This is a genomic window from Pseudomonas sp. SBT1-2 (assembly GCF_028640875.1).
Taxonomy (GTDB): Bacteria; Pseudomonadota; Gammaproteobacteria; order Pseudomonadales; family Pseudomonadaceae; genus Aquipseudomonas; species Aquipseudomonas chlororaphis_I.
The window spans coordinates 40,267-54,517 of the sequence record NZ_JAQZAA010000068.1 but is presented as its reverse complement, the minus strand read 5'-3'; the positions used below and the strand labels follow the sequence as shown (position 1 = coordinate 54,517).

The following is a 14,251-nucleotide window of genomic DNA, read 5'->3' as shown; positions in this document are numbered from 1 at the left end:
CCCAGGCCATCGCTGACCTGCACGCTGAACACCTCATCATGACTCTCGCCGGCCTTGAGCGATTGCACCGCACCGGCAACGCCATCGGTGCCGTTGGCCAGGGTGTAGGTCCACTGGCCGGTGCTATCCACGGCAATCGAACCGTAGCTGCCGGTTGGCGAGCCATTGATGCTCCAGATAGCGGAGGCATCGTGATCGATGTCGATCGAGCTGAACTGGCCGCTGATGCTGAGGGTAATGTCTTCCTGCACGGCTCCGGCATCATTGCCGCTGGCGAAGCTGAGTACCGGCGCGTCGTTGCTGCCGGTAATGGTGATGCTGACGGTCTGCGTCGCCGATGTAGCGTTGGCCGCGTCGCTGTTGTCGGTGGCGACCACCCTGTACGAGAAGGTGATGGTTTCACCCGCGCCGAGGAAGTCGAGGTTCTGGCTGCTGCTGTAGTCCCAGCTGTTCTGATCGACCGAGAAGCCGGCCACCAGTGCCGAAGCCACGTCCGCATTGAGACTGCCACCGCTCCAGGCGATGTCACCGTTGGCGGTGTGCGACACCGTCACCACGTCGATGTTGTCCAGGTCGGCAAAGCTCAGGGCGCCGCTGTCGCTCAGTGTGGCCGCAGCGTTGCCTTCGCTCATGGCGCCGGTAGTGTCGGCAATCGTCAGCGTCGGTCGGTCGTTGGTACCGGTGAGGGTAATGGTCACGGTCTGCACCGTGCCGTCGCCGATCGCCACGTTATAGGTCTGGGTGACGGTCTGGCCTTCGCCGAGGAACTGCAGGGCAGCGTTGTCTACCGCGAAGTGCCAGTCCAGCGAGCCGCTGCCCGTGCCGGTGCTGTCGTTCAGCGGGTCTGTAGTGAAGCTGCCCAGGTAGCCCGAAGCGCCCGGCGTGACGGTAACGCTGTGGCTGTCGATCAGGTCGGCGTCGGTAAAGGTGATGTTGCCGCTGGCAGCGTAGTCGCCGCTGTCTTCCTTGGCATCTCCGCTCTGCACGCCGCTGGTGATCTGCACCTGGTCGTTGGTACCGGTGATGGTGATGGTCACATTCTGCGTTGTCGACGAGCCAAGCCCGTCACTGATGGTGACCACATAAGTTTCGCTGGCCGTCTGACCCTGGGCCAGGGACTGGGCTGCCGCGTTATCCAGGGTGTAAGTCCAGTTGACGGTGCCGTTGGCCGTATCGGCGGCTTCAATCACAGAGGCGAGGGCGAAGTTGCCCAGCGCTGTGGCATTGCCTTGCGCCGCCACGAACGAGGCGGTATGCGTATCGCTCAGATCGACATCGCTAAAGGCAATCGTGCCCGTCGCGCTGTGCGAGTCGGTCGGGCTCGCTGTCGTGGTCGCATCTTCGGTTACGGTACCGGCCTGTGCGCCGAGGCTCATCGTCACACTGTCATTTACACCTGCAAATTGCACCTGCGCAGTGGCCCAGCTGAGTGTGCCATTGCCGAGACGAATCGCGTACGTAAAGCTGTCTGTCAGGGACGCTCCGGCAGCAAGTGCCTGAAGTTGCGCCTTGAAAGCCGTCGATAAGGTCGCGGCGTCGTAGCCGACTTTTCCATCCGACGTAATCCATATTTTTGCACCATTGAAGCTGGTGTCAGAACTCGTCGACTCGACTCTGCTCGTGTCCTGGACCAGGAGATCGGCCGGAGCATAAATCTTGGTAGCAGTAGAAAGGCTGGTCGCGTTATCGAGTGACCAGAGTGTCTTTGCATTGCCGCCCAGGTCATTGGACATGACGTCCAGATACACGATCCCCTGCAGGTCTTCAGTGATGGCTGCGCTGCTCGTGCCAATGACACCTGTAGTGAAAATGTCGTCCTGCGCCTGCGGTGTATTGGAAAACGAAGTGGTGGTGCCGCCGCTGGTCGTTGTAGTGGTAGCCATGTCTTTCTCCCGAGAATGCTTTTTTTAGAATCGCCAGGTCCTGCTGACAGAACGAAGTCCCATGCTTGTACCGCTCAGGGTGTCAAGGAGCGGTGCGAGCTGATCCCGGACATCGTCGGCCGTCTGGGCCTGCCGGAAGAGGGACGCAGGTGGCGTGCAGGTGAAGAAGTTCGCCGTACTTGAAAAGCGAGTCGCAGGAGCGGTTGGGCGAACATGAGCCCAAGCCTGAAGCTGCGCTGCGCAGGGTGCGCAATAGCCTGAGAGCACCCATATGAAAGGGACTCCTGAAGTAATGGCTGGATGAATCTGGGTCGTTCTGATTCAGGGATACGGCCTTTCCTGATATCAGTTGGATAGTTGTTTAGTTGTGGGGTCAGGCCTTGTAAAGGTGTTAACCGGGAGTAACAGTACGAAGTGCCAATATTCCGACGGGCGGGTGTTTTGGTGTCAATATTGTGTCGATGTGTTTTTGGCGAAATGCTCGCAGGTACCCGGCACTGATGCGGCTCAATGGGCTGAAACCCTTATGCGGCAAGGGCTGGCTGATTCATGCCAGTGCTGGGTGGCCGCAAGTTGCAGCGTCAGTTATTAAAAAAACCGGCAGAGCGTTTTTCTGGCGGGTTTTTTTCATGCTCTCCGGACTTCAATGTCTGGGGACTCCCTGAGTAAAGCCGCCCTGTTCAGCGCTTTGAGAAACGTCTGATATTCGCCTCCAGGCGTTTTGCCTAGCCTGATCCGTATTCGATGAACGGGCTGCGGCATATTCAAGTGAGCAAGGAGGCAGATATGAATAGGCAGGATGCACAGGTCGGCGCAACGCCGGAGACACCAAGTTTCAACGCAGGGGTAAGCGTGGATGACGAGGTGTTTCACGCTATCCGGGTCGGTTCCGCCGAGTCGTTGCTGGAGGTGCTTGGCAGGCTCATGGACCTTGCTGGCGACAATGAGCAAGTCGCACGACGGCTCATCGAGGAGGTACGGACTTACCAGATCAAAGACCTTGAACTGTTGCGGGTGTACTGCGAACAAAAAGATCGGCAAGCCATTGCCAGGCTGTGCCACAAGATGGCGGGTGCCGCTTGTGTATTGAAGTACCAGCCGCTGATCTCCAGCTGCCAGCGCCTGAGGGAAATCAGTATCGCAGGGACCTGGCCAGTGCTGTTGGAAAGGGCGCAGTGGGTCGAGCAGGCGTTGCTCAACCTCAAGGACATCTGTCTTGTAGCCATACAGGATGATGGGCCAATCAATCTGAGAGAACTGCCTCGTGAGCGCTGATTCCTCTGCTTCTCCAAGGGAGTAGTGCTCGATGTCCCGTCGCAAAACCGATAAGACGCTGATTCTGGAACAGACAGATGTCCATGCGCTGCTGGGGTTCGCAAGAGGCCTATATGATTCCTTTCTGCCTGGCTATTTCAATCAGGGCCAGAAGGTTGGTGGTGTTGAACTTCTTCAAGAGTCTTACTTTGTAAGTACTGACCGTTTTGTGACTGATAAGCAGAGTCGCTGCAATCTCCCTGTTGTTAAGACCCTGTGCCAATAACCTTAATGTGGTGATTTCCCTGTTGGTCAGCTGGGAGGCGGCAATGCTTTGCATCTGGTTGGTGTGAATGCTTTCCTGCAACAGGAGCAGAGAGCTTTCAGGAAAATAGGTATGCCCTGATAACAATGCTTTTACTGCATCTCCCACCTCATCCAGCGCTTCGTCCTTGCAGATGAACCCTGCTGCGCCCCCATGCAAACAACGTACGGCAAAGTTCTTTGAGTCGCTGGAAGTCAATATCAGTGTTTTTACCAGGAAATTATTGGCCTTGAAGTGAGTAAGTACGGATAGCCCGTCCAGTTGCGGTAGATCGAGGTCAAGTATTACCAAGTCCGGCTTATGGGTACGAACAACTTGAATGGCGTCGACGCCATTGTCTGCCTCGGCGGCGATATGGTGCCCGTTACGCTCAAGTATGACTTTCAATGCAACCCTGACCAGGGGGTGGTCGTCGACTATGACTATGGATCCCATAGTGTGCTCTCTCTATATTGGTTATGCGTGTAGGTTTTATATTCTTACTCTCTATATTCAATTCTTCTCATTGAGGTTGGGCCTTTTTGTCGGCGCTCATTGCGCAGGCCTGCGGGTAGACTCCTTTCATTTTTTATTGAGTAGCGAGTTGGCCTGGTTCAGGCTGCTGCGACGCGAGCACTTGGTAGAGTTCAGCTAACACGCAACGCGTTGAAGAAGTACACAGTCTTGTCTCATAAGTAAAGACGAAATCAATGAGCGGTTTATTAAGATATTTCTGATGGGTGCTTCGGCCGTCTCTCAATTCAAATTCGAAGGTTGATCGGTAAGCTACGGCTTCCTTTGGGCGTTCTTCATGGGGCACCTAAAGGAGCTTGCTATTGTTGTCGACCCATTGACTTAGACTTTGAATGAGAGAGGCTTGGGCTGCCATGGCCAGTGTGATTTGGTCATGGCTGAACCGGGAGGACAATCAAATAGATTGAACTTCTTTTGCCGATCAACGTGAACAAGGAAATCACATGAAACGCACATCTTTACTGTCCCTGGCAACTTCCAGCTTGATGCTTGCTGCACTTGTTCCTTCGTTATCTCATGCCACTGATGGCGTGGTTAACTTCTCTGGCAGCATCTCTGACGTGACTTGCAATATCAACGGCCAGGCACCGGGTGAAAACAACATCACCAACGTGGAACTGGGGCGCATCTCTCCTTCGATCTTCAAGGCCATTGGCGATGCTTCTCCGTTCGAGAAGTTCGCGTTGGTGCTGTCCGGCGCGCAATGTGCCAATGGAACCAAGGTCGTCGTTGATTTTGACCAGGTGGGCAACGTCGACGTGGTGACCGGGAACCTCAAGCTGATTGGCGCTGCGCCTGCCACCGGCGTACAGATCCAGGTGTTCAACGACGATGTCGCTGCTGGCACGAAAATCCCGCTCGGTCAGTCGGAAGCCACGCCACAGGTCGCCACCGTTGCAGCCAACACTGCAACCCTCAAGTTCAAGGCGAACTATGTTGCAACCGCGGCTAGTGTTGGCGCGGGTTCGGGTAACTCCTTCGTTCGATACACCCTGTCGTATAAGTAAAGGCCAGCGCCCGAGGAGTAATTCATGACGCCGAAAGCGCGTATTTTTTCTTCTTTCGTTCTCGGCGTCATGTTCTTGGGCGTATGTTCTGGAATCGTACAGGCGTCGGTAGTCATCCAGGGCACTCGACTGGTTTATCCGTCGGATGCCCGTGAAGTTACAATAAAAATGAGCAACACCGGTGCCTCTGCTGCATTGGCTCAAAGTTGGATTGATGATGGCGATTCAACTAAGGGGCCCGAGGAAATGAAAGTTCCATTTTTGGTGTCCCCGGCGGTGATTCGCCTGGATCCGGACAGTTCAGCTTCACTGCGTGTTTCCTTCACGGGTGAAAAACTTGCAGAAGATAGGGAATCCTTGTTCTGGCTCAATGTGCTGGAAACACCTCCGCGCAAGGAAGTCGATGAAAATGTCTTGCAGTTTACCTTCAGAACCCGAATCAAAGTGTTCTTCCGACCCAAGAGCTTGAAGTCGGATGTGGACCTGGTGGCGAACAAGCTCGATTGGCAGTTCAAACAAGCCGGTCATCCGGATGAAAAAGGCAAGGTCGAGAATCACCTGGGAATTCAGGTAACTAATCCGACTGCGTATTACGTTTCTTTCGGAAAAATCGAAGTTGCTCTGGATGGGCGGCGGGTTGCAATTAAAGATGAAATGATCGCGCCTTTCAGTAGTGGTTTTTTTCCATTGCCTGAACGGGCTCCTCAGACTTATCGAAAAGCCTCTGTTCATTACGAGGTCATTAATGACTTCGGTGGGCGGCGCGTACTTGAAAAACCATTGCCCCTGTAACTTTTCTCACCCTGCAGTTTTTGTCATCTCTATGACCTGGCTGCATGCTGGTATCGAATATGTTGAACGTCCAGCGTAGTTATCTGGCTGTTTTTGCTTGTGCGTTAGTTTCGTACGGTTGGAGCCCAGTTCGGTTTTTTCTAGGTCTTGTTTCTACGGCGGCGATTGTCATGGCGACTGAAACATGGGCCGAAACTTCCACTGCCGAGCCTGCGGGGCAGGGCGTGGTATTCGATTCGCAGATGTTGTTTCAGACCGAAGGTGCCCCCATCGATACCAGCCGCTTTGAGCGCCAGGGATTTCTCATTCCGGGCAATTACCGCATCGACCTGTTGGTAAATGGCCAGTGGCGTGCCACGCAGAACATCGAGTTTCGCGACACGCACGGGCCGCAAGGGGGCCAGCCCTGTTATGAGCGTTCGTTGCTGGTCCGCGCCGGTATCGATCTGGACAAGGCTTCGGCGCAACCTTCCGCCGAAAACATGCCGGAGGGCACCTACTGCGCCGACCTGGCTCGCTACATTCCTGGTCTCACCACGAAGATCGATCTCAAGAAGCTGACGATCGATCTTTCGGTCCCGCAATATTTCCTGCAGAAAGGCCGGTCGAAAACCTATGTCGATCCGGCGAATTGGGATCGCGGCATTTCTGCAGGGCTGCTCAACTACAACACCAACCTGTTCAGTGCACAGAATAACGGCCGCACCCGGACCGACGCTTACGCCGGTCTGAACATGGGGCTCAATATGGGGTCGGTGCACTTGCGGCATAACGGCACCCTGACCTGGTCTCCGGAAGCGGGTAGCCGTTATCAGCGAGGCTCCATCTACGGCCAGACCGAATTGCCGGGATGGCGCTCACAGTTGCTGGTGGGCGAAAGCGTCACCAATGCCGATCTGTTCGACTCCGTATCCTTTCGCGGCGCCCAACTGACCAGCGATGACCGGATGCTGCCCGACAACGAGCGTTTTTATGCGCCTGTTGTCCGGGGGACAGCCAGCTCGAACGCCAAGGTCTCTATTTATCAACGTGGTTACTTGATCTCGGAAACGTCCGTTGCGCCGGGACCGTTCGAAATCAGCGATCTTCAAGCCGCCAGCTTCGGCGGCGACTTGAACGTCACTGTGACCGAGGCCAACGGGAAGAGCAGCAGCTTTACCGTGCCCTTCGCCACGACTGTTCAATTACTGCGTCCTGGAAACTCCCGATACAGCTTCACCGCCGGCCAGATCATCGATCCCGGGCTGCGCGGCAGTAACCAGTATGTGCTGCAAGGGACAGCCCAGCACGGTCTGGATAACGACATTACCGGATACATCGGCAGCGCTGTCACGGGCAGTTATATGTCGGTACTGATGGGGAGCGCGCTCAATACCGATGTGGGGGGCTTTGCCTTCGATGTGACCCAGGCCAAAACCAACGTACCCAGAAGGGGCCGTCTGAAGGGGACGAGCCTGCGTCTTTCCTATAGCAAGAACCTGCCCAATAGCGGTACCAACTTCTCGTTACTGGCTTATCGCTACTCGACCCGTGGTTATTTGGGACTGCATGACGCGGTCGCGTTGCAGGACTTCGTCGAGGGCGGCGAACGGGTGGAAGCCTTCTCCCGAATGCGTGACCGGCTGGATGTGAATATCAGCCAGCAGTTGAAGGCCACTGGCGGGCATTTCTATGCCAGTGGTTCGGCGCTCAATTACTGGAATAGACAAGGCAAGACCCTGAGCTTTTCCACGGGTTATAGCAATCAGTGGCGGGGCAACAGCTATTCCTTCGCCGTACAGCGCACCTTGGGACAGAACCGGTCTTCAGGGCGTCGGACAGTCAGTAGCAATACGACCTTGAGTTTGACCCTTACGATCCCGCTGGGCCGTGAGACCCGGGGCGCAACGGTGCTCAATAACTTCGTCAGTCACGACCAGAGCACGGGAACCCATCTGACCAGCGGCGTTTCCGGAACAGTGGACGACGCGGGCAAAGCCACCTATGCCGTGGCCGTTTCCCGTGATGACAAGCAACGGGAAACCAGCCACAACGCCAGTCTCAATTATTCCTTGCCCCAGGTGGCCTTGAGTTCCAGTTTTTCCCAGGGCAGCGATTACCGCCAGGCGTCCATCGGCGCTTCCGGCGGCATGATCCTGCACCCCGGAGGGCTGACGTTTGCCCAGACCCTGAGCGAGACCAGCGGCCTGGTCTACGCGCCTCATGCCAAGGGCGCAGGGGTCGGCTACAGCGGCGCGCGGGTGAATGGCAGCGGTTACGCGGTAGTGCCCAGCCTGACGCCTTTCCAGCTCAACACCGTGGATATCGACCCGCTGGGCATGCCTGACGACGTCGAGCTGCAGGTGAGCTCGCGCAACACCGCGCCGGTGGCGGGAGCCGTGGTGATGCTGTCGTACCCGACCCGCAAGGCGCGCTCTTTCCTGATCAACAGCTTGCAACCCAATGGCGCGCTCCTGCCGTTTGCCGCGATCGCCACCGACGCCGAGAGCGGGGTGGAAATGGGCGCGGTCGGCCAGGGCAGTCGCCTGGTGCTGCGCAGCGAAAAGGACCAGGGTTCGATCCGCGTCGAATGGGGCGACCAGCCCGGGCAGCAATGCCTGATCGACTACCGCTTGCCCGAACGCGATGCAACGTCTGCCAAGGCGGCCGAGGCGAAGGGCTATGAGGTATTCGACCTGCCATGCCGCCCGGTACCTCCCGACGCTGCCGGGGCATCCGCCCAGGCGAGGAACGGCTGATGCAACAGGCATGCGGCTTGCGCGGCCCCTCGGCCATGGCTCGGCGGATCTGTGGCGGCCTGCTGTCGGCCTGGTTGCTGATGTCGCTGTGCGTCGACGCCCAGGCGGCGCTGGCCATTACCGGCACGCGCTTCATTTACCCGGCCGATGCCCCGGCGTTGACGGTCAGGGTCGGCAACACCGGCGATGCGCCGATCCTCCTGCAAGCCTGGCTGGACCGGGGGGATACGCATGCCGACCCGAGCCGCCTGAAGGTGCCGTTCGTCCTGTCGCCACCGATTTCACGGCTGGACCCACAACAGCGCAGCGCCCTGGTGGTGCGTTACACCGGCGAGCCCTTGCCCGGCGATCGCGAGTCGGTGTTCTGGATCAACTTCCTCGAAGTGCCACCAGTGACGACCACCGACAGCAATGTGCTGCGCCTGGCCTATCGCATGCGCATGAAGCTGCTGTACCGCCCTTCGGGCCTTGCCGGCAAGGCGGACGAGGCAATCGGGCAAGTGCTCTGGAGCCTCGACAAGACCCCGGGGTCGGACGGGCAGATGGCGCTGTTGGCCACCAGCCGGGCGCCTTACTACGTGTCCATCCCGCAGCTGGAACTGGGCAGCGGGACTCAATCGATCAGTTGGCAGGGGATCACGCTCGAGCCTTTCGGCACGACCCGTATCGCCCTGCCCGCAACAAAAAAGGCAGCCGTCGCCAGCGCGACGGTCGTTCGTTACCAGGTGGCGATAGACAGCGGGGAGACGCTGAGTGGAAGTGCGCGGTTACAGCAATAGTTTTGTCTCGGACCAGGTCGTAGCGGGCGGGTTGCCCCGGGGGTGCGATCGGGTGTCCGCAGGGCCACGAGCAGCGGGCATGCGCCTGCCGGGGCGTGGCGTCGGTTTTGCCCTGGCAGCCATGCTGCCGCTGGCGTTGCCCAATGTCGCCCAGGCGGCGCAGGTGCCCACTGCCGCCAAGACGGTGCAGGTGCCCAACGCCGGCCAGGCGATGCGTGACATCGAGTCGGTCCAGCCGGCGCAGCCTGCTCCTTCGGAACTGGAGCTGGACCTGCCCAAGGCCGAGACACCCGCCGCTCCGGCAGCCCCGGACACTTCCGGGATCCGGGTGCAGGTCGAGACGTTTGCAATCGAGGGCAATCAGGTTTTCAGCACAGAGCGCTTGCAGGCGCTGCTGGCCGACCTGCACGACAAGGAGTTGGACCTGGCCGGTTTGCGTGGGGCTGCGCAGCGGATTACCGACTACTACCAGAAGCAGGGTTATGTATTGGCCCGCGCTTTCCTGCCACCCCAGGACATTGAATACGGCCTGGTGCGGATCGCGGTGGTCGAGGGGCGTTACGGGCGCATCGAAGTGCAGAACCGTTCGCGCGCCCTGGATCAGGTGGTGCGGGCGCCGCTGTCGTCGCTGAACAGCGGCGAGGCGGTATACGACGCGGACCTGGAACGCAGTCTCTTGCTGTTGAGCGACCTGCCCGGGGTCCAGGCCCGAGGTACCCTGCGTCCTGGCCAGGAATACGGGACCACCGACCTGGTGGTCGATACCGAGTCCGGGCCACTGTTGAACGGCACCCTGGAGGCGGACAACTTCGGCGGTTATTACACCGGCGAATACCGTCTGGGCGGCAGCCTCAACCTCAACAACCCCTTGCGCCTCGGCGACCAGCTCAGCCTGCGCGCCATGCGCAGCGACGAGTCGCAGCGTTATTACCGCGCGGCCTACCAGTTGCCGGTCGGCCCCTGGTCGACCCGCATCGGGGGGGCGTATTCGGAAATGAGCTACCGCGTGGGCAGGGACTTTGAAGTCCTCGATTACCACGGCGTTGCCAGCTTTCGCAGCCTCTTCGTCGCCCAGCCGCTGGTGCGCAGCCGCACCTTCGACCTCACTGCGCAACTGCAATACGAAGACAAACGGCTGCGCGACGATATCGACTTTTACGAAGAGAGCAGCCGCAAACGGATCGACCTGTGGACCCTGAGCCTCAACGGCAACAGCCAGGACCGTTTTTTCCGGGGGGGCCAGAACTTCTTCGATCTGTCCTACGGCAGCGGCCGGTTGCGTTTCGGCGACCGCGCGGAAGAGGTCCGCGATGGCCGCACCGCGGGCACCTCGGGCGAGTTCGCCAAGCTCAATCTCAACGCCGCGCGCCTGCAACGCCTGAGCGATCGCTTCCAGCTCTATACCCGGTTGAGTGCGCAATGGGCCAACAGCAACCTGGACAGCTCGGAAAAGCTCGGCCTTGGCGGTCCCTACGGTGTGCGCGGCTATTCATTGGGCGCTGGCAGCGGCGACCAGGGTTGGCAGGCCAGCGCCGAACTGCGCTATGCCCTGGCGCCGCGCTGGCAGCTCAGCGCCTTCGCCGACAATGGCACGGTCAAGGTCAACCGCCAACCCTGGACCTCCGAGAACAACACCCGCCGGATCACCGCGACCGGTATCGGCGCCAACTGGGTGGGGCCTTCGCAGCAAGTCAACCTGACGCTCGCCTGGCCGTTGCATGACGACGGCAAGACCCAGGAAAAGCCGGAGCGCCGCCCCCGGGTCTGGATGAACGCGACGCAATATTTCTAGTACCTGCTCGTAGCAGGAGTGGTGTCGCTCTGCAAATGGTTTGCAGAGCGTTCTTTAGTGAAGAGGGCGTTACCGTGAACAAAATGTATGCACTGGTTTGGAACCAGGCCCTGGCATGCTGGAATGTGGCTCATGAGGGCGCGCGGCGCCGGCGCAAGTCAGGCGCGCGCAAGGGCATGGTCGTGGCGGCCGTCAGCCTGCTGGGAGTGGGCGCCATGTCGTCGGCATTCGCCCTGCCGACGGGAAATACCCATGTCTCCGGGGAAGCCAATATCCTGACCTTCAACGATGGCAAGGAAATGTCGATCAACCAGAAAAGTGACAAGCTGATCACCAACTGGAATGACTTCAGCGTCAAAAAGGGTGAGAAGGTTTCCTTCCACCAGCCCACTAAAAGCTCGGTTGCACTGAACCGCGTCGTCGGTATCAACGCCAGTGATATCCAGGGCCAGATCGATGCCAACGGCCAGGTGTTTCTGGTCAACCCCAATGGCGTGATGTTCGGCCAGGGCGCCCAGGTCAATGTGGGGGGGCTGGTAGCTTCGACCCGGAGCATTAGCGACGCCGACTTCAACGCTGGCAACTACAAGTTTTCGGGCAACTCGCCAGCGGAGATCATCAACAACGGCGAGATCATTGCCGACCAGGGCGGCAACGTGGCGTTGCTGGGGACCAACGTGCGCAACGATGGGGTGATCCAGGCGCAAATGGGCCGGATCGCGCTGGGCGCGGGGGACAAGTTCACCGTGAACTTCGACGGCAACAACCTGCTCAACCTGCAAGTCGACGGTGCCGCAGTGGATGCCCTGGTGAAAAACGGCGGTCTGCTCAAGGCCGATGGCGGCCAGGTGCTGATGACCGCCAAGAGCGCCGGCACCATGTTGCAGACCGTGGTCAACAACCAGGGCACCATCGAGGCCAATACCCTGCGTGGCACGGCCGGCAGGATCACCCTCGATGGCGGCGACATGGGCAAGGTACTGGTGGGCGGGGCGATGACCGCCAGCGCCATCGGTACCGTAGGCAACGGCGGTGTGATCGAGACCAAAGGCGCGAACACCGAGGTGCAACTGGCGACCCGGGTCAATACCCTGGCCAGCAACGGCCAGACCGGCAGCTGGAAGATCACCTCGCGTGAGGTCAAGGTCAATCCGACAGCGGCATCGGGCAGCGACACGGCCTACGCCGATACCTTGTCGAACAACCTGGCGACCACCCATATCGAACTGGCCAGTAGTGTCGGCGATGTGGTGGTGGGCGGTCCCGTTACCTGGAACAGTGGCAATCAGCTGAAGCTGTCTTCCAAGCGCGATATCGAGGTCAATGGCGGGCTGGCCAGCACCGGTATCAAGGCCCGGGTCGAGATGAATGCTGAGAAAGCCATCCGGCTCAACGGCAACGTGACCCTCACTGGCGCCAATAGCAGCCTCGGGCTGAACCATGGCGACGGCTATGCCCTGGGGCAGAACGCGAAGGTCACCCTGTCCGGTACCGGGGTTTCGTTCGATTCGAACGGCGCGCTCTACGATGTCATTCAAAACACTGCTCAGTTGCAGGCGGTCAATAACAACCTCAATGGCCTGTATGTCCTGGGGACCGACCTCAAGGGCTACGGCGCCTTCACGTCCATTGGCGGCAATAGCGCTTTCTCCGGCGCCTTCGATGGCCTGGGCAATACCATCAGCGGTTTCACCGTGACCAATGCCGGGCCTATGGTTGGCCTGTTCGCCGGCAACTCGGGCAGTATCAGTAACCTGAAGCTGGCCAACATGACGGTGAATGGCAACACTTCTGGAACGGGTTTCAGCTATATCGGCGGCCTGGTGGGGAGAAACACCGGCACTCTGACCAACGTCAGCGCCACTGGCTTGCGCGTCAACGCCAACGCCTCGAACACCAACGTCGTGGGGGGGCTGGTCGGGCTCAATGCGGGCGGTGCCATCGATCGCGCTTCGGTGGCGGTCAACTCCTACGTGAACGGCAACGGCTACAGCACATCGGTGGGTGGCCTGGTCGGTGAAAACGTTAAGGGTGGGGCGGGCTCCGCGCGTATTACCAACAGCGTGGCGGACGTCGCCGTTGGCGGTTATCTGGCGCGCGGTTTTGCAGGGGGCGCGGGCGGCCTGGTCGGGAGCAACAGGGGCGGTGACATCGCTGACTCTTCCAGCAGCGGTTCAGTTGGCAACTACTGGTGCAATTATGCGGGCACGAATATGGGCGGGCTGATCGGTTACAACCAGGCGGGTAGGGTCGAGCGGTCCAGCTCCTCGGCAGCGGTGCAGGGTAACAGCGCCAGCAATATTGGTGGCCTGATCGGGTTCAACACCAACAGTGCGGTCAGGGAGTCCAGCTTCAGCGGCACGGTCAACGGATACGGCAGTGCATCGGCAGGCGGGCTGATCGGTTACAACCTGAACAGCACGCTGAATGACGTTAGGACCAGCGGTACGGTCTACGACACCTCGGGCACCCATGTGGGTGGCCTGGTCGGCCAGAACTTCTACGGCACAATCGACACCGCCGAGGTCCTGACCAATGTCACCGCGGGCGCCAACAGCAATACCGGTGGGCTGATCGGCAGCAACTACGGCGGTTCTGTCAGCCATGCCGTGGCCCGTGGCAAGGTCATGGCAGGCAGCAACAGCCATGTCGGCGGACTGATTGGCAACAACGACGGCGACCTGAGTTCGGTCGAAGCCAGTGGCGAAGTCCGGGGTGGTACCAACAGCTTCGTGGGTGGCCTGGTGGGCACCAACGGTCGCACCCTGGGCTCCGTTATCGAAACCGCTACGGCCAAGGGCGCTGTCTATGGCGACCAGCGCAGCGTCATCGGTGGGCTGGTGGGGCAGAACCACGGTCAGATCCTCAACTCCCTGGCCCTGGGCCCGGTCAGTGGCGGTTACTACACGAGTATGGGTGGCCTGGTGGGGTTGAACATGGGCAGCGTTCGTCAATCGGTGGCCAGCGGCAAGATCAACGCCAGTTACCCGAGTTACCAGACTTACGGTGGCCTGGTCGGCGTCAACTATGGCGAGATGAAATACAACTCGGCATTGGGCGAGGCGGCCCAGGTGCCGCTTGCCGGCCTCAACGCCGGGGTCATCCAGTAACCCTCGGCACCACCCGCTGATACCCAGGTATCGCGGGGGGCTCGATACGCCATGCCGC

The 14,251-nt window shown here is 59.4% G+C and carries 9 protein-coding genes; 7 read left to right on the top strand and 2 right to left on the bottom strand.

From position 1 onward, the window contains the following. Positions 1-1,883, bottom strand: a 1,883-nt coding sequence (locus PVZ78_RS11445; RefSeq protein ID WP_273828702.1) for a VCBS domain-containing protein, incomplete at its 3' end; no start/stop codon positions are given. A gap of 786 nt (positions 1,884-2,669) precedes the next feature. On the opposite strand from PVZ78_RS11445, the gene PVZ78_RS11440 reads away from it, so the two are divergent. Beyond that, positions 2,670-3,158, top strand: coding sequence for an Hpt domain-containing protein (locus tag PVZ78_RS11440; RefSeq protein WP_273828701.1), 489 nt, complete (start codon positions 2,670-2,672; stop codon positions 3,156-3,158). Between the two features lie 109 nt (positions 3,159-3,267). On the opposite strand, the gene PVZ78_RS11435 is transcribed toward PVZ78_RS11440, so the two are convergent. After that, positions 3,268-3,897 carry a response regulator transcription factor gene (locus PVZ78_RS11435; RefSeq protein ID WP_023968165.1) on the bottom strand — a complete coding sequence of 210 codons (630 nt, stop codon included), beginning with the start codon at positions 3,895-3,897 and terminating at the stop codon, positions 3,268-3,270. A gap of 521 nt (positions 3,898-4,418) precedes the next feature. Between PVZ78_RS11435 and PVZ78_RS11430 the strand changes: the two genes are divergently transcribed. The 6 genes from PVZ78_RS11430 to PVZ78_RS11405 all read left to right on the top strand — a co-directional run bounded on the left by PVZ78_RS11430 (position 4,419) and on the right by PVZ78_RS11405 (position 14,193). Continuing rightward, positions 4,419-4,982: a fimbrial protein gene (locus tag PVZ78_RS11430; RefSeq protein WP_273828700.1), complete on the top strand. Its 564-nt coding sequence runs from the start codon at positions 4,419-4,421 to the stop codon at positions 4,980-4,982. A 24-nt stretch (positions 4,983-5,006) separates the two neighbouring features. Beyond that, positions 5,007-5,774, top strand: coding sequence for a fimbrial biogenesis chaperone (locus tag PVZ78_RS11425; RefSeq protein ID WP_273828699.1), 768 nt, complete (start codon positions 5,007-5,009; stop codon positions 5,772-5,774). 170 nt (positions 5,775-5,944) lie between these two features. After that, a complete protein-coding gene (locus PVZ78_RS11420; RefSeq protein ID WP_273828698.1) occupies positions 5,945-8,512 on the top strand; it encodes a fimbria/pilus outer membrane usher protein in 2,568 nt (855 codons plus the stop codon). Then, entirely contained in the window at positions 8,512-9,291 is a 780-nt protein-coding gene (locus PVZ78_RS11415) for a fimbrial biogenesis chaperone (protein ID WP_273828697.1), read from the top strand. Before PVZ78_RS11420 ends, PVZ78_RS11415 begins: the two co-directional genes overlap by 1 nt. 79 nt (positions 9,292-9,370) lie before the next feature. Next, positions 9,371-11,083, top strand: a complete 1,713-nt coding sequence (locus PVZ78_RS11410; protein ID WP_273828696.1) for a ShlB/FhaC/HecB family hemolysin secretion/activation protein — start codon at positions 9,371-9,373, stop codon at positions 11,081-11,083. A gap of 74 nt (positions 11,084-11,157) precedes the next feature. Beyond that, on the top strand, positions 11,158-14,193 hold the full coding sequence (locus PVZ78_RS11405; RefSeq protein ID WP_273828695.1) for a two-partner secretion domain-containing protein: 3,036 nt from the start codon (positions 11,158-11,160) through the stop codon (positions 14,191-14,193). The last annotated feature ends 58 nt before the right edge of the window (positions 14,194-14,251 follow it).

Bases quoted from the DNA above. Each gene is read 5' to 3' on its own strand.
- PVZ78_RS11410 (WP_273828696.1), top strand. From the start codon at position 9,371: ATGCGCCTGCCGGGGCGTGGCGTCGGTTTTGCCCTGGCAGCCATGCTG.
- PVZ78_RS11430 (WP_273828700.1), top strand. From the start codon at position 4,419: ATGAAACGCACATCTTTACTGTCCCTGGCAACTTCCAGCTTGATGCTT.
- PVZ78_RS11420 (WP_273828698.1), top strand. From the start codon at position 5,945: ATGGCGACTGAAACATGGGCCGAAACTTCCACTGCCGAGCCTGCGGGG.
- PVZ78_RS11435 (WP_023968165.1), bottom strand. From the start codon at position 3,897: ATGGGATCCATAGTCATAGTCGACGACCACCCCCTGGTCAGGGTTGCA.
- PVZ78_RS11425 (WP_273828699.1), top strand. From the start codon at position 5,007: ATGACGCCGAAAGCGCGTATTTTTTCTTCTTTCGTTCTCGGCGTCATG.
- PVZ78_RS11415 (WP_273828697.1), top strand. From the start codon at position 8,512: ATGCAACAGGCATGCGGCTTGCGCGGCCCCTCGGCCATGGCTCGGCGG.
- PVZ78_RS11440 (WP_273828701.1), top strand. From the start codon at position 2,670: ATGAATAGGCAGGATGCACAGGTCGGCGCAACGCCGGAGACACCAAGT.